This is a genomic window from Prochlorococcus marinus str. AS9601 (assembly GCF_000015645.1).
Lineage (GTDB): Bacteria > Cyanobacteriota > Cyanobacteriia > PCC-6307 > Cyanobiaceae > Prochlorococcus_A > Prochlorococcus_A marinus_O.
Genome location: NC_008816.1, coordinates 1,636,729 through 1,661,273, shown reverse-complemented (window position 1 = coordinate 1,661,273; position 24,545 = coordinate 1,636,729). Strand labels below are relative to the sequence as shown.

The following is a 24,545-nucleotide window of genomic DNA, read 5'->3' as shown; positions in this document are numbered from 1 at the left end:
GAATGAGGTTGAAATTTTTACATTTACATTTACATGGTCTTATACGTTCTAAAAATCTTGAATTAGGCAGGGATGCAGATACAGGAGGGCAAACAAAATACGTTTTAGAGTTAATTAAAAGCTTGGCTAATACTTCAGAAGTGGATCAAGTGGATTTAGTTACTCGTTTAATAAAAGACCCTAAAGTCGATGATGAATATTCTCAAGAAGAAGAATTTGTAGAACCTGGAGTTAGAATTTTAAGATTCAAATTTGGACCCAATAAATATTTAAGAAAGGAATTGCTTTGGCCTTATTTAGATCATTTAACTGAAACCCTAATTTCTTACTATAAAAAAAGCAAAAAGCCTAATTTCATCCATGCTCATTATGCAGATGCTGGATATGTAGGAGTTAAACTAAGTAAATCTTTAAACGTTCCTCTTATTTTTACAGGTCATTCTTTAGGAAGAGAAAAAAAAAGGAAATTGCTTGATACTGGTTTAAAAACTAATCAAATAGAAAAACTTTATTTTATTAGCAAAAGAATTGAGGCAGAAGAAAAAGCATTGAAGTCTGCAGATATTGTTGTTACAAGCACTAAACAAGAGTCAGTGTATCAATATTCCCAATATTCTTCTTTTTCACCTCACAAAGCTAAAGTTATTCCTCCTGGTGTTGACCATAAAAAATTTCATCATATTCACTCCACAAGCGAGACAGTCGAAATTGATAATATGATGAAACCTTTTCTAAAGGATTCTACTAAACCTCCATTTTTGACTATTTCTAGAGCTGTACGAAGAAAAAATATCCCATCTTTGATTGAGGCATATGGAAGATCTGAAAAATTAAAAAGAAAAACTAATTTAATTCTGATTTTGGGTTGTAGAGATAGTCCTTCAAAACTTGATCCTCAACAAAAAGATGTTTTCAATAATATTTTTGAAATAATTGATAAATATAATTTGTATGGAAAGGTAGCTTATCCAAAAAAACATCTTCCAAGTCAGATTCCTGCTTTATATAGGTGGGCTGCTAGCAGAGGGGGTGTATTTGTAAATCCAGCTTTAACAGAGCCTTTTGGTTTAACTCTTCTTGAAGCTTCTTCCTGTGGATTACCAATAATATCAACAAATGATGGAGGGCCAAAAGAAATTCGTTCAAAATGTGAAAATGGACTTCTAGTAGATGTTACTGATATTAATGAGTTAAAAGTTATTCTTGAAAAAGGAATTTCAAATAATAATCGGTGGAAATTATGGAGCAGAAACGGAATTGAGGGTGTTAGCAGGCACTTTAGTTGGAACACTCATGTACGCAATTATTTATCAGTACTAACTGAAGAATTTTTAAGTTCAAATAGTTATTCTTCATCTGACATTAAACAAAGTTGTTTAAAAGGAACTTCCTCACTTATAAAACCCCATTGATCAAATACCTCAGGATCAGGGTGAAGAATTAGTTGGTTATCTTGAGTTTTCTTTAATTTGAAGCCTTTTTTAGATAGTTTTTTCATTAAATTAGCAGTTTCTTCAAATCTTGATGCCATTGCATCAAGACTTGAGCAGTCACTTGTTAATCCATTATCTTTCCATGTAAAAAAATTCATAACAAATTTTTCAAAGGTTGATTTTTAAAACTATACCTAAAATTACAAGTAAAATGTTGATTTTCCAAAAATTTTCAACTATTTTTTGTTCCTTAACTCCTTTTAGTTCAAAATGGTGGTGTAGTGGAGCCATTAAAAATATTCGTTTACCTTTATGAAATAATTTTTTAGTAATTTTAAAAAATCCTACTTGTATTATTACTGATAATGATTCAACAATAAATATTCCTGAGAAAATAGATAGCGTAAAAATGCTATTGGTTAATAACGCTATAGAACCCATAATTGCTCCAATACTTAGAGATCCTGTGTCACCCATAAATATTTTTGCAGGATAATAATTATACTTGAGAAATCCTAAGCATATGCCGGACATCGAAAAACATAAGATGCTATAAACATAAAGTTCTTGCTGTTCTTTCATTAATATTTCTGTTCCTAATCCATAAAAGACAATCCCACTGCATCCAGCTGCTAATCCATCCAGTCCATCAGTCAAATTTACTGAATTACTTAAGCCCACAAGTACTAAAAAAGAAACTGGCAATATGAAAATATTCATATTTATTCCCCAGGTGTCAGAAACTGTTATTAATGGACTGATTAAAATTTTTTCATAGGCTAACAATATAAAAATTATTGAGATGAGACTTTGTATGAAAAATTTCTCTTTTGTTTTTAAACCTGTGTTCTCTTTTTTTTTAATGCTTAATAAATCATCTAAAAATCCTGTAATAAAGAAACCAAAAATAGTAAGTAACAATAGAAATAATTTTAGAGAACTTAAGTTGATAGTTATTATCAAAAGCAAAATTAAAAAAGGGATTATCATAAAAATCCCACCCATTGTTGGAGTATCACTTTTTTTAAAGTGATTAGCTGGGCCTTCATTCCTGATATTTTGAAGTAAATTAAATTTTTTGATAATCTTTAGACCATTTTTAGTTGTAAAAATAGAAATAAAGAAGAATAATAAGTAAACTCCTGTAAAAATAAAATTATTAAAAAAATAGGAGGTAACTATTAAAGCAAAAGTATTTAATATAAATAAAGATTCAAAATTAAACTTTTTAATCTTCCCAATCATCTTCTAATGAAGGATCTTCTTCAGTTTTATAATCTTCCTTTTCTCCCATAAGTGCTGAAAGCTCTTCTTCTTCTATAGTACTAATCTCTTGTGAATCTCCATCTTTTTCTGCTATAAGTCTTCCTGTATTCTCTAGCCAAGATAGCAGATCAGGTTCATCTCTTAATGGCAAAACAGGAGCTGGATCATCTCTGTGGTAGCAAGTTAAAGCTGGGTTGACTTCAGAAATATCGTCTAATCTAAGTTTTAGTTTATTTGAGTCCATTAAAAATTATGTTCTATATATAAGATAATACATAATGATGCCCACGAAAAACTGTGTTTGATAAAGCAAATTTAAAATACTTTTTTATCTGTCTAATTTCATTGTTGCTGTCTGGATTATTAAAACTTGTCGGATACTTGAATCCCAATGTTTTAATAATTAATAACTTTCTTCTCTTATTACTAGTTTTTGGTCCAGCTCTTTTAGTTACAATAGTATTAGTCTTTAATAAGTATTCAAATTCTTAATTACGTCAAAAAATTTAAATTTATGGAGCAAATTTAGATGCAGCAGTTAAAAAAAGTTGTACTAGCTTATTCTGGTGGCGTAGATACGAGCGTTTGTATTCCATATTTAAAGAATGAATATGGAATTTCAGAAGTAGTTACTTTTGTAGCAGATCTTGGACAAGGCGAGGATTTAGAACTTGTTAGACAAAAAGCTTTAAACTCTGGTGCATCTAAATCAATCGTTGGCAATTTAGTTAATAGTTTTGTTGAAAGATACGCTTTTCCAGCCATTAGAGCAAATGCATTATATTTAGATAAATATCCTTTATCTACTGCTCTTGCTAGGCCTTTAATTGCTGAAAATCTCGTAAATATTGCTAGAGAGATTAATGCCGATGCAGTAGCTCATGGATGCACTGGTAAAGGGAATGATCAAGTTCGGTTCGATTTAGCAATTAACGCTTTAGGTCCTGATTTAAAAATAATTACTCCTGCAAGGGAGTGGAATATGAGTAGAGAAGAGGCAATATTGTATGGAGAAAAGTTTGGTATACCTGCACCAGTATCAAAAAAATCACCATATTCAATAGACGTTAACTTACTCGGTAGGAGTATTGAAGCAGGTATATTAGAAGACCCAATGCAAGAAGCACCTGAGGATATTTTTTCGATGACATCATCAGTTAATAATTCACCTGATTCTCATCAAGATATAGAAATTGTTTTCAAAAATGGGTTTCCAGTTGGAATTAATGATCAATTTTTAACTCCAGTAGAGATCATTCAAAGAGCTAATAATCTTGCAGGTAAACACGGTTTTGGAAGAATAGATATGATTGAGGATCGAGTAGTAGGAATTAAAAGTAGAGAGATTTACGAAACACCTGGCCTCTTACTTTTAATCAAAGCTCACAAAGAATTAGAGAGCATTACGTTAAATCCTGATGTTATCGATTTTAAAGGAATGGTGGAAAAAAAATGGGGTCAATTAGTTTATCAAGGTTTTTGGTTTGGTCCTCTTAAAGAAAGTTTAGATGCATTTATATCATCGACTCAAACTTCAGTAAATGGAAGAGTAAAAATTAGACTTTATAAGGGAAACGCAATAGTCATTGGGAGAATGTCGGAAAATAATTCACTTTACAGGGAAGATTTGGCAACTTACAGCAAAGATGATGTATTTAATCATTCTCTAGCAGAGGGTTTTATTTATATGTGGGGTATGTCTAATAAAATATGGGCTGAGTTAAATTCAAAAACAAAAGATTAACATTTAAGATTCTGCATTTTCTTTAGTGCCAGCATCATCTTTGCTCGAAGTTGAACTATCTGCACTTGCTACTGGTTGTTTTTCTTTAGATTCAACTTTCGCATCTGGATTATCGTTATTCTCTGATTGAGATGTACTCTTGTTCGAAGGCCTTGGGGTTGGTAAAGGACCTTCTTGTTTAACAGTCATGTATCTAATAACATCTTCACTTAGTCTCATTGCTTTTTCAATTTTGAAGATATGTTGCCCATCACCTTGATGACTTAGTTGCACGTAAATACCTTCTCTATGTTTTGCTATTTGATAGGCTAATCTTCTCTTACCTCTCATTTGACTATCAAGAATAGTACCGCCAAATTCTTCTAAAAGCTTGTTGTATTTATCAATGTGATTAGTTACTTCATCTTCCGCAATGTCTGGGCGGAGGATATACATGGTTTCGTAATAAGATTGTTGGTCGGTCATAGTTTCAGACAAGGTCTTTGGCTCATCAATTGATGTAATGAGCGTCTGTTCATTACTTACCATACATTACGATAGGCAATTTCTTGACAAGTAGGATCATTTTTTTAAAGATATTTTTTTAGTGCGTCATTCATTACATGAAAAGGTACTTCTAAACCATCTGTCCAAAATGATAATGATTTTATTCCTTGGGCAACAAGCATTTCCAAACCATCTATAGTCTTGCATCCTTTTCTAGCACTAAATTTCAATAAAGTAGTTGGAGCAGGATTGTATATTAAATCGTAAACAATTGTTTGCGAGTTAAGAGATCTCCAAAATGTTTCGCCATATGGCATTACATTATTTTTATATTTAGTTGTTTTCATCCCTGCTGGTGTTGTATTTACAATCAAATCTGCTTCCCGAATTAAAACTTGGGCTTGATCATCACTATTCAATAAACCCTGTAGTTGAATTTCATTACCAAAGTTTTTAATTAATTCATCCAGTGATGATTTGTTACGTGATATTACTGAAATTGTTGAAAGATTTAAATTTATTAAACCTTGAATAACAGATCTTGCTGCACCCCCGGAGCCAAGAACTATTGATTTTTTCTTTGCTAAGTTTAAATTTTTTAATGGATAAATAAATCCCTCTACATCGGTATTAGTTGCGCTCCATTTTTTTTCAGAATTTAATTTCAGGGTATTAATTGCTTTAAGTTTGTTAGCAATAGGGGAGATTTCACTACAAAGGGTTAATACTTTTTCTTTGTGTGGAATTGTAATGTTTAAACCTTTGCAATTAATCTTTTTAAAAGAATTAAGAACTAATTCTAGATCTTCATCTTTGCAGGGTACAGCAATATAGATTAAATCTAAGCCTAAATATTGAAGGGCAGCATTTTGCATAATTGGAGACAAAGAATGGCTTACTGGATTGCCAATTAATGCGATGAAAGATGTCTTACTTGAAATCATATTTAGAATTTTAACCTTAAAATTAATAGTCTGTTCGGGAACCACACCTCGTCTTTGAGTAACAATAATGACGTCAATGACCGATTATGGAGAGTAACAAATATAAATGATTTACCCATGGGTAAGGTAGTAGGAATTGATTTAGGAACAACTAATAGTTGTGTCGCTGTAATGGAAGGTGGTAAGCCTACTGTAATAGCAAATGCTGAGGGTTTCAGAACTACTCCGTCAGTTGTTGCATATACAAAAAATCAAGATCAGCTTGTTGGACAAATAGCAAAAAGACAAGCTGTAATGAACCCTGAAAATACTTTTTATTCTGCAAAACGTTTTGTTGGTAGAAGAGTTGATGAAGTTAATGAAGAATCTAAAGAAGTTAGTTATTCTGTTGAAAAATCTGGTTCTAGTGTCAAATTAAAATGTCCTATTTTGGATAAACAGTTTTCTCCTGAAGAGGTGAGTTCTCAAGTTTTAAGAAAGCTAGCAGATGATGCAGGTAAGTATCTTGGTGATAAAGTTACACAGGCAGTAATTACAGTTCCAGCTTATTTTAATGATTCCCAAAGACAGGCTACGAAAGATGCTGGAAAGATTGCAGGATTAGAAGTTCTCAGAATCGTTAATGAGCCAACTGCTGCGGCTTTAGCGTATGGTTTGGATAAAGAAAATGAAAAAATTCTTGTTTTTGATTTAGGGGGAGGTACATTTGACGTTTCAGTTATTGAAGCTGGTGATGGAGTAACTGAAGTTCTATCTACATCTGGAGACACACATTTAGGTGGTGATGATTTTGATAGATGCATCGTAGATCACTTAGCCAATACTTTTAAATCCAATGAGGGAATAGATCTCAGACAAGATAAGCAAGCTTTGCAAAGATTGACTGAAGCTGCAGAAAAAGCAAAAATAGAGCTCTCAAATGCTACGCAAAGTGAAATAAATTTACCTTTTATTACAGCGACGCCTGAAGGACCAAAACATTTGGATTTGAACCTTACTAGAGCAAAGTTTGAGGAATTAGCAGCTTCTTTAATTGATAGGTGTAAGACTCCTGTTGAGAGAGCTATAAGTGATGCAAAAATTTCTACTAGTGAAATTGATGAAGTTGTTATGGTGGGAGGCTCATCTAGAATACCTGCTGTCTTAGATTTAGTTAAAAAAATAATTGGTAAAGAACCAAATCAAACTGTTAATCCTGATGAGGTAGTAGCTGTTGGAGCTGCGATTCAGGGAGGGGTTTTAGCAGGAGAGGTTAAAGATATATTGTTGCTTGACGTTACTCCACTTTCTTTAGGTGTAGAGACTTTAGGTGGAGTAATGACAAAAATGATCAACCGAAATACTACAGTACCTACGAAGAAATCTGAAACATATTCAACTGCTGTAGACGGTCAAACAAATGTTGAAATACACGTTTTACAGGGTGAAAGAGAAATGGCTTCTGATAATAAAAGCTTAGGAACTTTCAGATTAGATGGTATACCTTCAGCACCAAGAGGAGTACCGCAAATCGAAGTTACTTTCGATATCGATGCAAATGGTATTCTTAGTGTTACTGCTAAGGATAAAGGTAGTGGTAAAGAGCAAAGTATTTCTATCACTGGTGCTTCAACGTTATCTGATAATGAAGTTGAAAAAATGGTAAAAGATGCTGAATCAAATGCATCTGCAGATAAAGAAAAAAGAGAAAAAATCGATTTAAAAAATCAAGCTGAAACACTCGTGTATCAGACAGAAAAACAACTCGGTGAGTTGGGAGATAAAATTGATGCTGCAACAAAGTCTAAAGTTGAAGAAAAAAGTAATTCTTTAAAAGAGGCAACTTCAAAAGAAGACTATGAATCAATGAAAAAACTTCTTGAAGAACTCCAGCAAGAACTTTATGCAGTTGGTTCATCTGTTTATCAGCAACCCGGTAATCAGCCACCTTCACCTGGTGCAGCAAGCGGTTCTGATCAGAGTGATTCAAATGAAAAAGGTGGAGATGATGTAATTGATGCAGACTTTACTGAAACGAAAGATTAAGAAAGGTAATTTTGAATTTCATTAGCAACCCATTTAGAACAAGCTGGCGCAAGTAAAATCCCATTTTTATAAAAACCAGTACATATAATTAGTCCATCATTAATATTTTTCATTATTGGTGAAGGCTCACCATCTGGTCTTGACCTTATTCCATACCATTTTTTAGCAATTTTACCTTTCATAAGCCAATCTGGTTTTTGATCGAGAAAATTTGTGAGTTTTTCTAATACATTTTCTTCTGGCTTAGTATTATATTCATCAGTTGATCCAATAATTAGTTTATTTTTTGATTTTGGAATTATATTTTTACCATTTATACTGAATTGTTTTGGCAGCGATAATAAATCAACTTCAGCATCATCTATATCAATTTCAATAGCTTGTCCTAAAACTGGTTTTAGTTTGATCTTGTGGGATACGCTATCTATTAAATCAACCGCTTTTAGTGAATTACATAAAATAACCATGTCAGATTTTATATCTTCATTATTCCTTGTTGTAGAAATCCATTGATTGTTTGATTTTCTGATTTTTATTATTTCTCCTTCTAAAGAATTTACTTTTTTATGCTTTAGATATTTATCTAATGTTTTAAGTAATGACAAAGCATTTACTCTTCCATCTTTGAAGGAAATCATTCCTTTTATATTTTTTGTTTGGAAGGCTTTATTTAAATTCTGTATTATTATTGAGTTACTTTCTAAAGTTCGTAAGTTTAGATCATTATTTTCATAAATAAATGTCTCTAATTTTTTAAACTTTTCTTCATTAGTAGTTAGTTGTATTAATGGCTTTTCGATATCTAATTCATAATTAAATTTTTGTAGAAATGTAATCCATTTTGGCCATAATTCAATGCTTTGTTTCCTGAGAGCCCAACTTCTACCTTTTCTTTTTTGATACATATTACCCATTAGTAAGCCTAAAGCTGCATTGCTACTATTTTGGAGTTGAGTTTGATCAATTATTGTTACTTGGAAACCTAATTCTGATAATTCTAAAGCGTTAAATTTTCCTATAATCCCTGATCCAATTACAAGTATGCGTGCTTTTTGAAAATTTTCTTTTAAGCTTTTCATTGATATATTAGATATATTGCTTATTTGACTTGATAGTTAAAGATTTTTTGGAACATCCTTCAATTATATTCAAAATTGTTTGTCCTGATCGTCCTGGCCTTGTGAGTTTACTTACAAGTTGGATTTCAAACTACGGTGGCAACATAAAACATTCTGATCATCATACAGATCAAGATGCGGGTTTGTTCCTTAGTCGAATTGAATGGAATAGTAAAAATGCATTTTTGAATAGAGATGAAATTTATAAAGAATTTGAAAAAATTGCAGATGAAGTAAATGGAAAATTTAATGTAAATTATTCTGATGAAATTCCAAATGTTGCAATTTTTGTGAGTAAACAAAATCATTGCTTGATTGATTTACTTTGGCGAGTAAGAAATGGTGAATTGAAAATGCAAGTGCCGGTAATAATTTCGAATCATTCTGACCTTGAAAATATTGCAAACGACTTTAATGCAAAATTTGTCTATGTTGATACCTTTAATATTGACAAATCTGTTGTTGAAGATCAATTTTTAAATTTATTAAAAGAATATGAAATTGATCTTGTTGTGTTAGCCAAATATATGCAAATTTTGAGTGACTCTTTTTTAAAAAAGTTCTCTTCAATAATCAATATTCATCATTCTTTCTTACCTGCATTTAAGGGCGGTCAACCATATCATCGAGCATGGAAGAGAGGTGTTAAATTAATCGGTGCCACAGCTCACTATGTTACTGAAGATCTTGATGAAGGTCCGATCATAGAGCAATGCACAGTTAATGTAAGTCATAGGGATGAAGTTGATGATTTGATTAGAAAAGGAAGAGATATTGAAAGAATTGCTCTAGCAAGAGCAGTTAGATTACATCTGAATCATCAAGTAATTGTTTATAATAGTAAAACTGCTGTTTTTGATTGAAGATAGTTCCTTAATCTTCTAACTCTATTTGTATTTGTCTTTCATAAATTGATTCTTCATTAAAAGCTCTTGCTATCAAGAAACTGGCAATGCAGCTGATTAACACAGGTTTCATTATTAATAAATTTTTTGTTAAAGCGAAAGCTAAAAACATTGCGGTAATTGGTGTTCGCGAACATCCTGCTACGAAAGCTCCCATTCCAGCAAAAATGTATGTACTTGGTGCATGTCCTGTCGCAATTTCCACCCAGCTCCCCATTATTAGTCCGATTGCCCCACCTAAAGTAAGCATTGGATAGAACAATCCTCCAGGAGCTCCAGATGCTGCAGCTAAACCTGTCGTGATAAATAATACTAAAACTGCTAATAAAGCAATTCCATTACTTGTATTTTGTTCAGCTATTATTTTCTGTAATTCATCTAAATTATGAAATGTACTGGGCAAACAAGAGTACATGCTTCCTAAAATAAGCCCACAAATACTCATTTTTAAAACAAATTTATTTTTATACCACTTTTTCCCAAGATTTTGCATCAACAAAACATATCTGCTGTACAATTCTGCAAATATTCCAATAATTATTCCTAGTAAAACTAAGTAAAGAAAATCTACAGGTAAGAAAAAAACTGATGGGTCATATTCTTTTTGAATCAAAAATCCGAGGTTAAAATCAAACCCTCCTGCTTTAGGATCTAAACCTAAGGCTTGAATAATATCAGCAGATGAATCTGCAATGAAAGTTGTGATTACTACCAATAGCAAAATTACTGGTCTTGCAGAGTTTAATAATTCTTCTATTGCATAGACAAACCCTCCTAATGGAGCGCTAAATACTGCAGCTATTCCAGCACCACCCCCTGCTGCTACTATTACTCTTCTAAAAGCTGTAGGAGCTTTGAGCCACTTGGCCATTTGCCAAGCTACTGATCCTCCCATTTGAACGGATGGACCTTCTGGACCCAAAGGGAATCCACTACCAATAGCAATAATTCCTGATATTAGCTTTACTAATCCTACTTTTAAATTCATTGGAACTTTTTTATGTCTTAAAAAACCCATGATTTGACTCACTCCTGAGCCTTTTGCAGCAGGTGCTATATTTTTGATCAAATATCCTGCAATAGCTCCTCCTAGAGCTCCAAAAATAGGTAAGACCGCAATAGATGGGAATTGGTCTAATAATGCTAATCTCCAATTATTAATAAAATAGATTCCAGTTTTAAAAGATATGCTTGTAATTGAGGCTCCTAAACCTGTTAATAAGAGCGAAAATGCAACAACCAGAGATCTTTGTTTTAATAATTTTTTGATGCTACGAGAAGAATTATTACTTGTTTTTTGAATATTATCTTTTATAAAGTTTGGCATAGTCCATGATTACTTTGTCAAGCTGAAATCTTGTATTTCATCAAATTGAAGATAGCGATAAAGTTCATCCGAATATGGATTAATTTTATTTTTAGTAATATCCTGATATTCTTCAACTTCAGGTATTTTGCCAAGCAGTGCGCAAACTGCTGCTAATTCGGCGCTGCCTAAAAAGACTTGTGCATTCTTGCCAAGTCTATTGTCAAAATTTCTTGTACTAGTAGAAAATACTACGGATCCTTCATCTACTCTGGCTTGATTACCCATACATAAAGAACAGCCTGGTAACTCTAACCTTGCACCACAATCTTCGAAAATTTTATAGTAACCTTCAGCTTTTAGAGTTTCTTCATCCATTTTTGTTGGTGGACAAATCCATAATTTAGCTTTTAAATTTTGTACACCTTCAAGAACTTTCGCAGCTGCCCTGTAATGGCCAATATTAGTCATGCAAGAACCTATAAAAACTTCGTCAATATTTGTATTTGCAACATCAGTGATTTCTTTTACATTATCCGGATCGTTTGGGCAAGCAACTATAGGTTGTGTTACTTTTGCTAAATCAATTTCAATGATTTCTTTATACTGAGCGTTTGAATCTGGTTGAATCAATGATGGTTGTTTTAACCAATTTTTCATATCATTTATTCTTCTTGAAATTGATTTTGAATCTTCATAATTGCTTTCAATCATTTTTTCTAGCAGGCAAATATTGCTTCTTAAGTATTCTTTTACAGTTTCTTGGGATAAAAGTATGGTACTACCAGCGCATGAGCGTTCTGCAGTAGCATCAGTAAGTTCAAAAGCTTGTTCAAGTTTTAGGTTTGGTAATCCCTCAATTTCCATAATTTTCCCGTTGAATATATTTTTCTTATTTGCTTTCTCAACAGTTAAGAGCCCTTTTTTAATTGCGAAAAGAGGGATTGCATTTACTAAATCTCTGAGAGTGATTCCTGGTAATAATTCTCCCTTAAATTTAACCAGTACAGATTCTGGCATATTTAATGGCATTGATCCTATTGCAGCGGCAAAGGCAACAATGCCCGAGCCTCCAGGAAATGAAATGCCAAGAGGAAATCTAGTATGACTATCTCCGCCTGTGCCAACAGTATCTGGGAGAAGCATTCTATTAAGCCAGCTATGAATTATGCCGTCTCCAGGCTTAAGAGCTACTCCACCTCTTTGTGATATAAAATCAGGTAATTCTTTATGGGTAACTAGATCTACTGGTTTAGGATACGCAGCTGTATGACAAAAACTTTGCATCACTAAATCTGCAGTAAATCCTAAACAAGCTAGTTCTTTTAGTTCATCTCTAGTCATTGGCCCAGTAGTATCTTGACTACCAACTGTGGTCATAATTGGCTCACAGGTCATTCCTGGCCTTACTCCCTCTAAACCGCATGCTTTGCCTACTATTTTTTGAGCTTGAGTAAATCCGGCACTACTTTCAGTTGGATTTTGTGGCCTAGTAAATATTTCACTAGGTTGATAATTTAATTTATTTCTAATTTTATCTGTAAGAGATCTACCAATCATAAGATTAATTCTTCCGCCAGCTTGAATCTCATCACTAAGAGTTGATGGATACAAGTCGAATTTGCTTATTAATTCTTCAGTATTTGAATCTTTTTCAACTTTTTTAATAATGCCTGCATAAGGATATATCTTAATAACATCTCCTGTTTTCATTTGAGATACGTCAGCTTCTATTGGTAAAGCTCCTGAATCTTGTGCAGTATTAAAGAAAATTGGGGCTATTTTGCTGCCAATTATTATTCCACCTGTTTTTTTGTTTGGAACAAAAGCAATATCTTCTCCTATATGCCAAATGAGTGAATTAATAGCAGATTTTCTAGAACTCCCTGTTCCAACAACATCTCCAACATATGCTATTGGTAAATTTTGTTTTTTTAAATTATCAAGAATCTTTAGTCCATCAGGTTTTTTGAATTCCAACATAGCTAATGCGTGCATCGGAATATCCGGGCGTGTTGTTGCATGTACAGCTGGAGATAAGTCGTCTGTATTTGTTTCACCGTCAACTTTAAACACCAAACAAGTAATCTCTTTTTCAAGAACTTTTTTATTTTTGAACCATTCTGCATTTGCCCAACTATTTACAACCTCTTTTGCATAAAAATTATTTTGTGACAATTCATAGATTTCATTAGCTGAATCGTAAACAAGAATGATATTTTTTAAAACTTCTGCCGCTTTTTTAGCAAGTAAACTATTTTCCCCTTTCAGTATTTCAACCAGAGAATTTACATTATATCCGCCTATCATTGTTCCTAGTATTTCAATTGCTTTTTCGGGATTAATTAATTTGCAATATTTTTCGGAATTAACAATAGCTGTAAGCCAGCTTGCTTTTACATAAGCAGCCTCATCGACTCCTGGTGGAACTCTATTTAGAAGTAAATCAAGTAAATAAGAAGAATCGTAATTACTATCTTGTTCCAATAATTTTGTAATACAATTTGTTTGCTCAGCATTTAAAGGTAAAGGAGGTATACCTTTGGCAGCTCTTTCCGCTACGTGATCTGCGTAATCTTTTAGCAATGTTTCCAAATTCTTCATTAGTAAGGTTTAATGCCTAATCTATTGTTATTTTTAATATTGAAAAGGAGAGTATTCATAAATGCTTTTTTAAATATTCAAACTTCTTAATTAATCAATGACGACATCATCCAATAATTCAGCTTTAGAAAAGACATCAGATTTACATGTTGTTGAAACACGTCCATTAATACCTCCAAGCAGATTACATAATGATATACCTTTAGATCACGCCTCTGCTAATACAGTATCTAAAACAAGAAGATCGATACAAAATATTTTGCATCATAATGATAAGAAGCTTCTAGTAATCGTGGGCCCATGTTCAATTCATGATCTTGAGGCGGCAAAGGAATATTCAAAATATATTCAAAAATTCCGAGAAATGTATAACGATAAATTAGAAATAATTATGAGAGTATATTTTGAAAAACCAAGGACAACTATTGGTTGGAAGGGATTGATAAATGATCCTCATCTAGATGATTCTTATGATATTAATACTGGTTTAAGAAGGGCAAGAAGTTTGCTTTCATATTTAGCAACTCGAGGCATACCTTCTGCTACAGAATTACTAGATCCAATTGTTCCTCAATACATTGCCGATTTAATAAGTTGGACAGCCATAGGTGCGCGGACCACGGAAAGTCAAACTCATAGAGAAATGGCATCAGGATTATCAATGCCTATAGGCTTTAAAAATGGAACGGATGGTTCTTTTACTACTGCAATTAATGCAATGCAGTCAGCTTCAAAATCCCATCACTTCTTAGGTGTAAATGAAAATGGAATGGCTTCTATAGTTAATACTACAGGAAATCCAGATGGACATATAGTTTTAAGGGGCGGTTCAAAAGGCCCAAATTTTGAAAGTGATCATGTACAAAGAATTTCAGCAGAATTGAGGCAGTATAATCTTCCCCATAAAGTGATGATTGATTGTAGTCATGGAAATTCCAATAAAGATTTCCGAAAACAGTCAGAAGTGCTAAAAAATGTAGCTTCTCAAATTAGTAATGGTGAAAAAAATATTTTAGGAGTTATGCTTGAAAGTCATTTGAAGGAAGGAAATCAAAAACTTTTAAAAAAAGAAGATCTCCAGTTTGGAAGAAGCATTACAGATGCATGTATAGATATAGAAACAACAAAAGAATTAATCGCTATTTTATACGATTCACTTAGCTAGTTATTAAAAAATTAAAAAATAATGCTGAAGAGATTGGAACAATGAAATTATCTATTCCTATAATACTAAATTGTTCGAGCAAAGTCGCAATAAAAGCTATCGTAAAATAATTTAAATTTAGACTATTTTGTTGAAAATATCCTATTGAGCAAACTACCATCAAACTTGTTAAAAACATTGTTATGGTTCCATATAAAGATTTTTTTTGTTCAAAAAAAATCCAACTCTTTGAGTTAAAGCTTTTTCCTATTAATCCAGCTAATCCATCACCAAAAGTCATTATGAAAAATCCACTAATTAGTGCATATGGATCTTTATCCCAGAAAAGATAAATCAAAATAAATAAACTTAGACAATAAAATAATGTCCCATAACTTTTTCTCTCAACATCCTCAATTGTTGGAAATAATTTATAGTTGTAATTGGTGAAAACCATTAATGAAACAATTCCCGTAAAAATTAGAGCAGAGTTTTGATTAATTTTTAAAAATTGAGCAATTGGTATTAAAGGACCTATTCCAATATGTATTATTTTTCTGACTATTTCTTTGTTATCTTCATTATATTTTTTAAAAACTATTGAAATTAAAAAAATTAAAAATAAATATAATAAAATTACAGTAAATTTTATCAATTTGGTTAAGCTGCTTTTTGATGAGTTGTCATTACTCGAAGCTTTAATATTGCTTTAGCTTCTAGTTGCCTTACTCTTTCTCGCGAAACATTAATTTGTCTTCCTATTTCTGCGAGTGTTAATGGTTCTTCACCATCTAGCCCAAATCTGAGCTTCATGATTTTTTGCTCTCTTTCATTTAATTGAGAAAGCCAAGTTCCTAAATGCTCTTTTTGAATAGTTCTATCCATACCTTCCATAGGCTCTTCACAGTTTGGATCAGGTATGAGTTCACCAAGTGTACTTCTGTCTTCTTCCCCTCTTGCATGTGCATCTAGGGAGGCGCAAGGAGCACTTTGAGAAATTAAATCTTCTAAATCTTTTTGATCAATTCCCATCTCAGTTGCCATTTCCAATCTTGTAGGTTGTCTGCCAAATTTGTGTGATAATTCTCTGGAGACTCTTCTCATTTTGGATAGTTTTTCACTTATGTGAATAGGCAAACGAATGGTTCTAGCACTGTTATCAATTGCCCTCGTCATTCCTTGTCTAATCCACCAGTAAGCATAAGTTGAGAATTTATATCCCATAGCAGGATCAAATTTATCTACGGCTCTTTCAAGTCCAATAGCTCCTTCCTGGACAAGATCTAATAATTCAAGCCCTTGGTTTTGGTATTTTTTTGCAACTGAGACAACGAGCCTTAGATTAGCTGCCATCATTCTATCTCTTGCTCTTTTGCCAATCTTAATTTGATAAAGATTTCGTTGGGTTCTATCAGTTTCAGGAATTTGTAGCAACTTTTTCATGTTCTGAACATGATGAGCTAACTCTATTTCCTCTGCTGGAGTCAAAAGAGGTACTCTTCCAATGCTACTTAAGTAATAGCCAATAGAATCTGAAGCGAGTCTGCCAGATTTTTTTTGGCTTTGTTTTGCCGTAAGACTGGATTTCGATTTGCGAGATTTGCCCGCAGTGTTTGGTAATCTTGGCTCATCAAAATTATTATCTGAAGAGCTTTTCGCAGATTCCAGAGGGATCCCCATCACCCTGGCCTCCTAAATAATGGATTTTTTAAAAAGCTAGCACTGAAATTGAAATAAAAACTACTTTTACGTTGAAATTTTAAAGACAAAAATTTTTTTTTTATAGCTTATTTCTTGAAATCCATTGATATGAGATGATTTTATAAAAAATAAAAAAAATTTAAAATATTAAGTATTTTTATAAATGTTGTAAAAATCAATATTAATTTTATTTTTCTATGAGGTCAATTTGCGAACGATTATGCGATGAATCTAATTCATATTTCGAATATGAACCATCATCTTTCATTATCCAAGAAAAGTAATTATCGTTAATGTAAGTTTGCAAAAGCGTGTATATTTTAGATTTCAATTCATAATCCTCTATAGGCGTAACAGCTTCTATTCTTCTATCAAGATTTCTTCTCATCCAATCTGCACTCCCTATAAAAACCTCATTATCCCCGTTATTACAAAACCAAAAAATTCTTGAGTGTTCAAGAAAATGGCCAATAATGCTTATAACTTTAATATTTTCACTTAAATTTTTTCTTTGGGGATATAGGCAACAAATACCTCTTATGATGAGGCTAATTTTTACACCTGAGTCTGAAGCTAAATAAAGCAGTTTAATTATTTCTGGGTCTACTAAAGAATTCATTTTTGCGATTATTTCGGCTTTTTTGCCTTCCTCTGCATTTTTAATTTCTCTCTTTATCAGAAATATAAATTTCTCTCGCATCGATGAGGGAGAAACTAATAACTTTTGATAACTTTTTTGTTTAGAGAAACCAGATAAGTAGTTAAATAACTCAAGTAAATCTGAAGCAATTTCAGGATCCGTTGAAAGTAATCCTAAATCTGTATAAAACTTTGAAGTATTAGAGTTATAATTTCCTGTTCCAATATGAAAATAATTTCTTAATCGTCCTTTCTCTTTTCTAACTGTTAAGGCAATTTTTGTATGTGTTTTAAATCCGATGATTCCATATACAACATGAATGCCAGCTTGTTCAAGTTGTTTGGCCCATTGAATATTATTGTCTTCATCAAATCTTGCTTTTAGTTCAACAAGAGTCATTACTTCTTTACCATTCTCTGCAGCTCTCATTAAAGCTGCAATTATAGGCGAATCTTGGGAAACTCGATATAAAGTAATTTTTATAGCCATTACAAGTGGATCATCAGCTGCTCTGTTTATAAATTCTTCAACTGAAGTTTTAAATAGGTCATAGGGATGATGAAGCAGAATATTTTTTTTCCTAAGTATCTTGAAAATAGAATTAGGGTTTTTGTTTGAAGGCAAATCTAAATGTTTTAATTCTGGGTGAGTTTTTCCAATTAGTAGATTTTCTTTTAAATCATCTCTATCAATTTTTGTAAGCTGATTTAAATCGTCTAGGCCTAATAAACTTTTGCAAAAGTATATATATTCTTTCTGTATTGAGATACTTTCAATAAGTAACTTTAGAATATTTTCTGGCATATCTGACTCCACTTCTAATCTAACTACGTCTCCACCTAATCTTCTTTTTTGCAAACTTTGTTCAACAGCTAAAAGTAGATCATCAGCTTCAAGTTCTTTTAATTCTAAATCTGCATCTCTTGTCACTCTAAAAAAAGAGTAATTTATACATTCCATTCCGTTAAATAAAGTATTTATATTATTCCCAATTAAATCTTCAACACTTATGAAATAGTGAGAACTTTCATCACTAAGTTGAGTAATTTCATTGGGAATTCTTATAAATCGGGGTATATTTTTTGTTGGTATTTTTACTCTGACAAACTGATTTTTAGAATTCTCCTCATCCTTCATTAAAGCTGCTAAATTTAGACTTAAATTACTTATAAAAGGAAATGGATGTGCCGGATCAACAACTAATGGAGTTAATAAAGGAAAAATAGATGTTGTAAAGAAGTTATTACACCAATTTCTTTGATTATCACTTAGTTCCTTATATTTTTTTAAAATTACCCCTTTTTCTTTTAATTCATTTTTTAATTCATTATTTACATAGTTTTCTTGGAGAATAGTTAACTTCTTTATTTCATTATTGATTTTTTTTAATTGCTCTTTAGGGGTAAGTCCGTCAATACTTTTTTTAGTAATTTCTGCTTCAACTTGAGCCTTTAATGAAGCTACTCTTACCATAAAAAATTCATCTAGGTTATTACTAAAAATTGAACAAAATTTTACTTTGTCTAGGATTTTGTACTCCTTTTCCATTCCAGTAAGGAGAACTCTCTTATTAAATTCAATCCAACTTAATTCTCTATTAATAAAAACATCAGCCTGGCGTTTCATTTCAATACTTTTGATTTTTGATTATTAAAAGAATTATTACTTTTACCCTCTGCAATAAGATATATCATGAAAAGCAAGATAACGGAACCAGCTATAAAAGGAGATTTAGGACCAAAACTATCATAAACCCTTCCTGCCATTGCAATTCCTAAAACCCCCCCAAGACTCTGTAGACCTTGAAGATTACTTAAAATTGATCCTTGTTTATCAATGTCTAATTTCTTTGATATTAGTGCTCTTAAGGTGGGCGTAATTAATCCTGCCCCAACGGCTAAAAATGATACAGCTGAATAAATATTAATTGTCGCATTTTCTTTTGGAGCAGTTATTAAAAGAGCACATGCAACAAGAATGAAGCCTGATCCGATAAGTGTTAATCGCATTTCTCCAAATTGTTTTACAAGAGGCCCAATTAGTCCTCCCTGAACGATAATTGCAATTATTCCTACTACAACAAGAGTTCCACTTGATGCTTTTGTCGTCCAGTTTAAAGATTCTTGAAGGAAGAATATAAGTATATTGGTCAATCCAGTAAAGGCAATAAAGTAAATAAAAAAAGCTAATGATAATTTTTTAATCTTTTCTTCTTTGAAAACTGTAAATAGGTTTTTTAAAGGGTTTCTTATAAAAGGTTTTGATTTATTTGAGTCACTATTAGGCTTGGTTTCCGGTAAGTAAAAAAATACAAGGAGGAAATTTATTATTGGAATGATTGAGGCTATCAAAACTGGAATAATAAAATTATTATTTGTATTTTTGGCAAAAATAACAACAAAAATATTACCTAAGAAAAAACTTAAACCAAAAGCTACACCAATAAGTCCAAATGTTTTTGCTCTTTTTTCAGGGCTTGAAATATCTGCAAGAATTGTTGTTGCAGTAGCTGCAGTTCCCCCACTTAAACCGTCAATTAGTCTTGCTAAAAATAATAAAAATAAAGGGATAGAGGCTATTGAATTTGACCAGTTAAATAGAACCGTAAAAGATAATATTGATATTCCTATGACTGAACCAGTAATACAAAAAAGAGTGACAGGTCTTCTTCCATATCTATCGCTCATAAGTCCTATAAAAGGAGAAGCTGTAAATTGAGCTAATTGGTAAGTGCATGATAATAAACCATATGTACTTGCTTTAGAATCAAAAAGTAAAACAAAGGAGGGTAATATAGGTAGTAATATGCTTTCACTTAAACGATCATTTAGAAGAGTGATAAAGGCACTAAGGAGAGTAAATTTTTTATTTGGTTTTAATAAACTTTCTTTCACAATATTTACCTTCATTACCATTAACTTCTACTACCATACTTGTTAATGGAGATTATTGTGCCCGGCATTGTTTATTTAGTTGGAGCAGGTCCTGGTGACCCTGAGCTTCTAACTCTAAAAGCTTTACGCCTAATAAAAAATTGTGATGCATTAGTACATGATGCTTTGATCCCGGATGAAATAACAAAAGAGGCAGGAAAACATACAGAAATTTTCCATGTAGGTAAAAGAGCTGGAAAGTGTTCTGTACCTCAGAAAGAAACTAATGCTCTTATTTTGAAATTGGCAAAAGAAGGCAAAAATGTTGTAAGGCTTAAAGGGGGAGACCCATTCGTTTTTTCTAGAGGTGGTGAAGAGGTATCAATTTTAGAAAAAAATGGAATTTCAGTTGAAATAGTTCCTGGTATTACTTCTGGAATAGCTGCCCCTACATATTTTGGTATTCCACTAACCCATAGAGATGCTGCGAGTTCCGTAACTTTCGTCACTGGACATGAGCGTGTAGATAAAGAAAAAAAGACAGTGAATTGGAGAGATTTAGCTAAATCATCAGATAGCTTAGTAATTTTTATGGGTATAAAAAATATTGAATTTATTGTGGAAGAATTAATTCTAGGTGGTTTAGATAAGAGTACTAAATGCGCTGTTATTCAAGAAGCTACTTTAAAAAATCAAAAATGTTTGATAGAAAAATTAGATAATCTTCCAGATAAAATCAAAGATAAAGAATTTTTAGCTCCATCAATTATCATTATTGGAAAAATTGTTGAATTTAAGGTTAATAACAATATAACTAAAGTATCTGATGTCTATTTACCAGATATTAATAAAGTTCAACTATATAATAAATCCCAAAAGTAAATTGGATCGAATTTAGGTTTAAGCTTTAAATCATCAACTTGATAAATTTGTCTGCAAGATAAGCTATTAATTGCAACTATTATGTCATCATTTTGAAATTTTGGAGGAATTAATTCTTCTTTTACAATTTTCAATTTTAAAGCTTGAGAAACCATAATCCCCTCTAAACAGCCGCTCTTTTTTCTAGGAGTTATCCATTGATTATTTCTTTTAATTAGAAGATTAAATGTACTTCCACAACAAAGTTCACCTGAGGTATTCAACAGGATAGAATCATCAAATGATTTTTCATTAGCTTCTGTCAAAACTTGTATTGCCTGATTATATGAAAATGTTTTGCATTTACTTATAAGACTGAATTCATTTATTTTTTCCGTTTGACTAATACAAACGTTTATAGGATTAAAATTTGGTTTGATTCTATAAAACTCAAGCCATAAATTGTCCAAATTTTTTGTCTCTAAAGTGCTATCAATTCTTAGTGTTCGACCTTCATTAGTTCCTCGACTATAGTTTATTCTTACTGAAGCAAATTGATCTTTTTTAAGCGATAACTTTTTAATTCCATCGTGAATAAGTTGTCTCAAAGTTAATTTATTTATTTTGAGGTTAATATTTAAAATCTTGCTACTTTTTTCTAATCTTTTCAGATGATCATCAAAAAGAATAGGTTTGTTTTCTTTTATCAAAATGGTTTCAAATATACCATCTGCAAATTTTAATCCTCTATTATTAGCAGCAATAAATATTCTATCAATATCCAACCATTGATCCTTGTGCCAGCCTAATGTTTCAATCATTTTAGTGAATCAATTAATGGTAAAAGTTTCCACTTTAGTTCATCAGTTTCTTCCTCCGGGTCTGAGTCAATAACTATTCCGCAACCAGCATATATATTGATTTTTTTGTCTTTAACTAAAAATGATCTTATTAGTATATTGCTGTCAAACTCTCCATTCCAGTCAAGCTTCAAAAATGACCCACAGTATGGTCCGCGTTCACATTTTTCTAATTCAAAAAGTCTCTGGCATGATCTTAATTTAGGTGCTCCAGTTATAGAGCCCCCAGGCCAACAAGCTTTTAGTAAATCAATCCAGTTCGTGTCTTTTTTTAATTTGCCTCTGATTACTGAAGTTAGATGATGAACTTTTAAGAAACTTTCAAGTTTTAATATTTCTGGCACCATAATACTTCCTGTTTCGCAAACTTTACTTAAATCATTTCTTATTAGGTCAACAATCATAATATTTTCGGCTCTATCTTTCTCATTAGTTATTAAATCGATAGCATTAAGTGCGTCTTGATTTAAATCTTTATCTCTGGATCTAGTTCCTTTGATAGGTCTTGATTCTACAAAATTTTTATTATCTATCTTTAAAAACCTTTCTGGCGAGGTAGATAATACAGCCTCTTTATAATTATTATTTATTATTATTCCTCCAAAGGGAGCTCTTAATTTCCTTCTTATTTTCAAATAAATATCTAGAGGATTATAGTTTTTGGAAGATTCAATTTCGCATTTAGTTGTTAGGTTTGCTTGAAATATATCTCCTAAGGAAATTAATTTTTTCAATTTTAAAATATTTTTCTGAAATTTTTCAGCCATTTCGTCCAAATTTATTTTTGAAAAATCAAAATTCAACTTTGTTTTAATAATATTTTCTTCTTCGATATTTTTTATATTGTTGATTATGTTTTTATAATTCATCAGTTCAGATGAGTTTGTGCCTTCGATAATTATTTCTTTTTTTATTAGATTACATTTAATGATTGGATCATATGATGCAATCCATAAAGTTGCCATATTAGATTTTTTCCATGGGTTTTTTGGTTCTATGTAAACTCCGGCTTCATAACTTAACCATCCGATCCAAAATCCTTTTTCAATATTTCTTAAATTGTTAAATGGATTATTAGTTTTGTCTAAGTTATTGATATCTCTTGATTGGATTATTTTTTTAGGTTTAATTCCTATTATTGACCATTCCCCATTTTCTTTGCCATCGCTGTCTAGCCAAGCTAATCCTTGATCTCCAAATTTTTTTGTTAGATGATGCGTAATCAGTGCTGGATCTATCCATTTTTCTAGAATTATTTTTTTTATTTTCATTTTTTATTATTGTTATTAAGCCATTTTTCATAAGCAGCATTTCTAATTCTGCAGCTATCACACTTACCGCATGGTTTTGAATTACCCGAATAACAACTCCATGTTTTATCTAAAGGGACATGATTATCAAAAGCTAATTTAATAATTTCCTCTTTATTTAAATCTAATAGTGGTGTCCAAAGTTTTATTGGATTATTTTCTCTTCCTCTTTTATTGGCTAAATCTGCTAACTCTTGAAATTTTTTAATGTAGTCAGGCCTGCAATCTGGATAACCAGAATAATCTAGTGCATTAACTCCTAGTCCTATAAAATCAGCATCTATTGCTTCGGCATAACTTAGTGCAACGGAAATAAATATAGTATTTCTCCCAGGAACATAAGTATTAGGAATTTTATTAGTTTGCACTCCTTCTATTGGAATATTTTTTTGAGTATCAGTTAATGACGAGCCTCCCCATAAAGATAAGTCAAGCTTAATGATTTTAAATTCGTCGATATCAAAGTGTTTTGCAATTATTGATGCAGAATTTAATTCTTTTTTATGACGTTGACCGTAGTCAAATGAAAGGCCAAAAATTTTAGCTTCGGATTTTTTGGCGATACCAGTAACTGTAGAAGAATCTAAACCTCCAGATAATAAAACTACTATCGATTTATTTTTAAGAGTCATATGATTTCAATTAATTTTTAAGTATTTGTGAGTTTGAAGGCTCAATTTCCAATCGGGGTTATTTTTTACGAAATCAATAGCAAGAGAAAAACCATTCGCATTGTTCCATGCTGGCTGTAAATAAAAAATTTTATCTTCTTTTTTTAAGCCATCTTCGCCTTTAGAGAGTTGATGTTGTTTTAAAGTTTCTTTTTTTATTTGAATAGCAAATTCAATATCTTCTATTTCATTTATGATTATTTTGATCTCATTACAGTTTTTTAAAAAATAATTTTTTGGAGGTGAGTGTCTTTTAGGAGATAAAGTAATCCAGTCATAGCTTCCTGATATCGAATTAACTCCACTTGTCTCAATATGAATCTTAATTGGCTTTTGTTCTTCTCCCATTGTCATTTTTTTTATAGCTTTGCAAAAATTATCCAAGTTATGTTGTAAAGGTTCTCCACCTGTAATAACGCAAAAAGATGCTCCTTTTTTTCTGGCAATTTTTATGCGATCTATTATTTTTTCAATTGATATAGAAGGGTGTTTTTTCTCGTCCCATGAATTCTTGGTATCGCACCACGAACATCCAACTTTGCATCCGGCTAATCTTACAAAAAAAGCACTTTTTCCAGCGTGATAACCTTCACCTTGTAATGAATGAAATTGTTCGACTAAGGGTAAAAAATTTGTCATTTTCATTCAAAAAAA

At 31.7% G+C, this 24,545-nt stretch carries 22 protein-coding genes; 6 read left to right on the top strand and 16 right to left on the bottom strand.

What is annotated here, in order from left to right; all coding sequences use genetic code 11:
* Positions 1–2: 2 nt before the first annotated feature.
* A complete protein-coding gene (locus A9601_RS18190) occupies positions 3–1,412 on the top strand; it encodes a glycosyltransferase (RefSeq protein ID WP_011819320.1) in 1,410 nt (469 codons plus the stop codon).
* Here the strand turns inward: A9601_RS18190 and A9601_RS18185 are convergent.
* The 3 genes from A9601_RS18185 to A9601_RS18175 are packed head-to-tail and all read right to left on the bottom strand — an operon-like array spanning position 1,346 to position 2,943.
* Positions 1,346–1,591: a hypothetical protein gene (locus tag A9601_RS18185; RefSeq protein ID WP_041484580.1), complete on the bottom strand. Its 246-nt coding sequence runs from the start codon at positions 1,589–1,591 to the stop codon at positions 1,346–1,348. The genes A9601_RS18190 and A9601_RS18185 overlap by 67 nt on opposite strands.
* Before the next feature lie 10 nt (positions 1,592–1,601).
* The gene (mraY, locus tag A9601_RS18180; RefSeq protein WP_041484579.1) at positions 1,602–2,678 is read right to left on the bottom strand and encodes a phospho-N-acetylmuramoyl-pentapeptide-transferase; all 1,077 of its coding nucleotides are present in this window, start codon (positions 2,676–2,678) and stop codon (positions 1,602–1,604) included.
* Positions 2,662–2,943: a DUF3134 family protein gene (locus A9601_RS18175; RefSeq protein WP_011819318.1), complete on the bottom strand. Its 282-nt coding sequence runs from the start codon at positions 2,941–2,943 to the stop codon at positions 2,662–2,664. Before A9601_RS18175 ends, mraY begins: the two co-directional genes overlap by 17 nt.
* 285 nt (positions 2,944–3,228) lie before the next feature.
* Between A9601_RS18175 and A9601_RS18170 the strand changes: the two genes are divergently transcribed.
* A complete protein-coding gene (locus A9601_RS18170; protein ID WP_011819317.1) occupies positions 3,229–4,443 on the top strand; it encodes an argininosuccinate synthase in 1,215 nt (404 codons plus the stop codon).
* A 3-nt stretch (positions 4,444–4,446) separates the two neighbouring features.
* Here A9601_RS18170 and rpsF read toward each other — a convergent pair whose 3' ends face one another.
* Together rpsF and A9601_RS18160 are read right to left on the bottom strand one after the other, a co-directional pair.
* On the bottom strand, positions 4,447–4,908 hold the full coding sequence (gene rpsF, locus A9601_RS18165; RefSeq protein ID WP_041484644.1) for a 30S ribosomal protein S6: 462 nt from the start codon (positions 4,906–4,908) through the stop codon (positions 4,447–4,449).
* A gap of 104 nt (positions 4,909–5,012) precedes the next feature.
* Positions 5,013–5,873, bottom strand: a complete 861-nt coding sequence (locus tag A9601_RS18160) for a shikimate dehydrogenase (RefSeq protein WP_011819315.1) — start codon at positions 5,871–5,873, stop codon at positions 5,013–5,015.
* A 117-nt stretch (positions 5,874–5,990) separates the two neighbouring features.
* Between A9601_RS18160 and dnaK the strand changes: the two genes are divergently transcribed.
* Entirely contained in the window at positions 5,991–7,898 is a 1,908-nt protein-coding gene (gene dnaK, locus A9601_RS18155) for a molecular chaperone DnaK (protein ID WP_011819314.1), read from the top strand.
* Here dnaK and A9601_RS18150 read toward each other — a convergent pair.
* Positions 7,895–8,977, bottom strand: a complete 1,083-nt coding sequence (locus A9601_RS18150; RefSeq protein ID WP_011819313.1) for an NAD(P)/FAD-dependent oxidoreductase — start codon at positions 8,975–8,977, stop codon at positions 7,895–7,897. The two genes, dnaK and A9601_RS18150, sit on opposite strands and share 4 nt — an antisense overlap.
* Before the next feature lie 47 nt (positions 8,978–9,024).
* Between A9601_RS18150 and purU the strand changes: the two genes are divergently transcribed.
* Positions 9,025–9,879: a formyltetrahydrofolate deformylase gene (gene purU, locus A9601_RS18145; protein ID WP_041484643.1), complete on the top strand. Its 855-nt coding sequence runs from the start codon at positions 9,025–9,027 to the stop codon at positions 9,877–9,879.
* Between the two features lie 10 nt (positions 9,880–9,889).
* On the opposite strand, the gene A9601_RS18140 is transcribed toward purU, so the two are convergent.
* Together A9601_RS18140 and acnB are read right to left on the bottom strand one after the other, a co-directional pair.
* The gene (locus A9601_RS18140) at positions 9,890–11,248 is read right to left on the bottom strand and encodes a ClC family H(+)/Cl(-) exchange transporter (RefSeq protein ID WP_011819311.1); all 1,359 of its coding nucleotides are present in this window, start codon (positions 11,246–11,248) and stop codon (positions 9,890–9,892) included.
* Positions 11,249–11,257: 9 nt separating this feature from the next.
* On the bottom strand, positions 11,258–13,831 hold the full coding sequence (gene acnB, locus A9601_RS18135) for a bifunctional aconitate hydratase 2/2-methylisocitrate dehydratase (protein WP_011819310.1): 2,574 nt from the start codon (positions 13,829–13,831) through the stop codon (positions 11,258–11,260).
* Positions 13,832–13,928: 97 nt separating this feature from the next.
* Between acnB and A9601_RS18130 the strand changes: the two genes are divergently transcribed.
* Positions 13,929–14,996, top strand: a complete 1,068-nt coding sequence (locus tag A9601_RS18130) for a 3-deoxy-7-phosphoheptulonate synthase (RefSeq protein WP_011819309.1) — start codon at positions 13,929–13,931, stop codon at positions 14,994–14,996.
* Here the strand turns inward: A9601_RS18130 and A9601_RS18125 are convergent.
* From A9601_RS18125 to A9601_RS18110, 4 genes are all read right to left on the bottom strand, one after another.
* On the bottom strand, positions 14,989–15,630 hold the full coding sequence (locus tag A9601_RS18125) for a diacylglycerol/polyprenol kinase family protein (protein WP_011819308.1): 642 nt from the start codon (positions 15,628–15,630) through the stop codon (positions 14,989–14,991). The two genes, A9601_RS18130 and A9601_RS18125, sit on opposite strands and share 8 nt — an antisense overlap.
* A gap of 5 nt (positions 15,631–15,635) precedes the next feature.
* A complete protein-coding gene (locus tag A9601_RS18120) occupies positions 15,636–16,655 on the bottom strand; it encodes an RpoD/SigA family RNA polymerase sigma factor (RefSeq protein WP_011377332.1) in 1,020 nt (339 codons plus the stop codon).
* 208 nt (positions 16,656–16,863) lie between these two features.
* On the bottom strand, positions 16,864–18,942 hold the full coding sequence (gene ppk1 / locus A9601_RS18115) for a polyphosphate kinase 1 (RefSeq protein ID WP_011819307.1): 2,079 nt from the start codon (positions 18,940–18,942) through the stop codon (positions 16,864–16,866).
* A complete protein-coding gene (locus tag A9601_RS18110; RefSeq protein ID WP_011819306.1) occupies positions 18,939–20,210 on the bottom strand; it encodes an MFS transporter in 1,272 nt (423 codons plus the stop codon). The genes ppk1 and A9601_RS18110 overlap by 4 nt, the downstream gene beginning before the upstream one ends.
* 57 nt (positions 20,211–20,267) lie before the next feature.
* Here A9601_RS18110 and cobA point away from each other — a divergent pair, with 57 nt between their 5' ends.
* Complete coding sequence (gene cobA / locus A9601_RS18105) at positions 20,268–21,071, top strand: uroporphyrinogen-III C-methyltransferase (protein WP_011819305.1); 804 nt, start codon at positions 20,268–20,270, stop codon at positions 21,069–21,071.
* On the opposite strand, the gene A9601_RS18100 is transcribed toward cobA, so the two are convergent.
* The 4 genes from A9601_RS18100 to A9601_RS18085 are packed head-to-tail and all read right to left on the bottom strand — an operon-like array spanning position 21,044 to position 24,530.
* Positions 21,044–21,871, bottom strand: a complete 828-nt coding sequence (locus A9601_RS18100) for an aminotransferase class IV (RefSeq protein WP_011819304.1) — start codon at positions 21,869–21,871, stop codon at positions 21,044–21,046. The two genes, cobA and A9601_RS18100, sit on opposite strands and share 28 nt — an antisense overlap.
* Positions 21,868–23,181, bottom strand: coding sequence for an anthranilate synthase component I family protein (locus A9601_RS18095; protein WP_011819303.1), 1,314 nt, complete (start codon positions 23,179–23,181; stop codon positions 21,868–21,870). The genes A9601_RS18100 and A9601_RS18095 overlap by 4 nt, the downstream gene beginning before the upstream one ends.
* A complete protein-coding gene (gene queC / locus A9601_RS18090) occupies positions 23,178–23,852 on the bottom strand; it encodes a 7-cyano-7-deazaguanine synthase QueC (RefSeq protein WP_011819302.1) in 675 nt (224 codons plus the stop codon). The genes A9601_RS18095 and queC overlap by 4 nt, the downstream gene beginning before the upstream one ends.
* Before the next feature lie 6 nt (positions 23,853–23,858).
* On the bottom strand, positions 23,859–24,530 hold the full coding sequence (locus A9601_RS18085; protein ID WP_041484578.1) for a 7-carboxy-7-deazaguanine synthase QueE: 672 nt from the start codon (positions 24,528–24,530) through the stop codon (positions 23,859–23,861).
* Positions 24,531–24,545 lie beyond the last annotated feature (15 nt).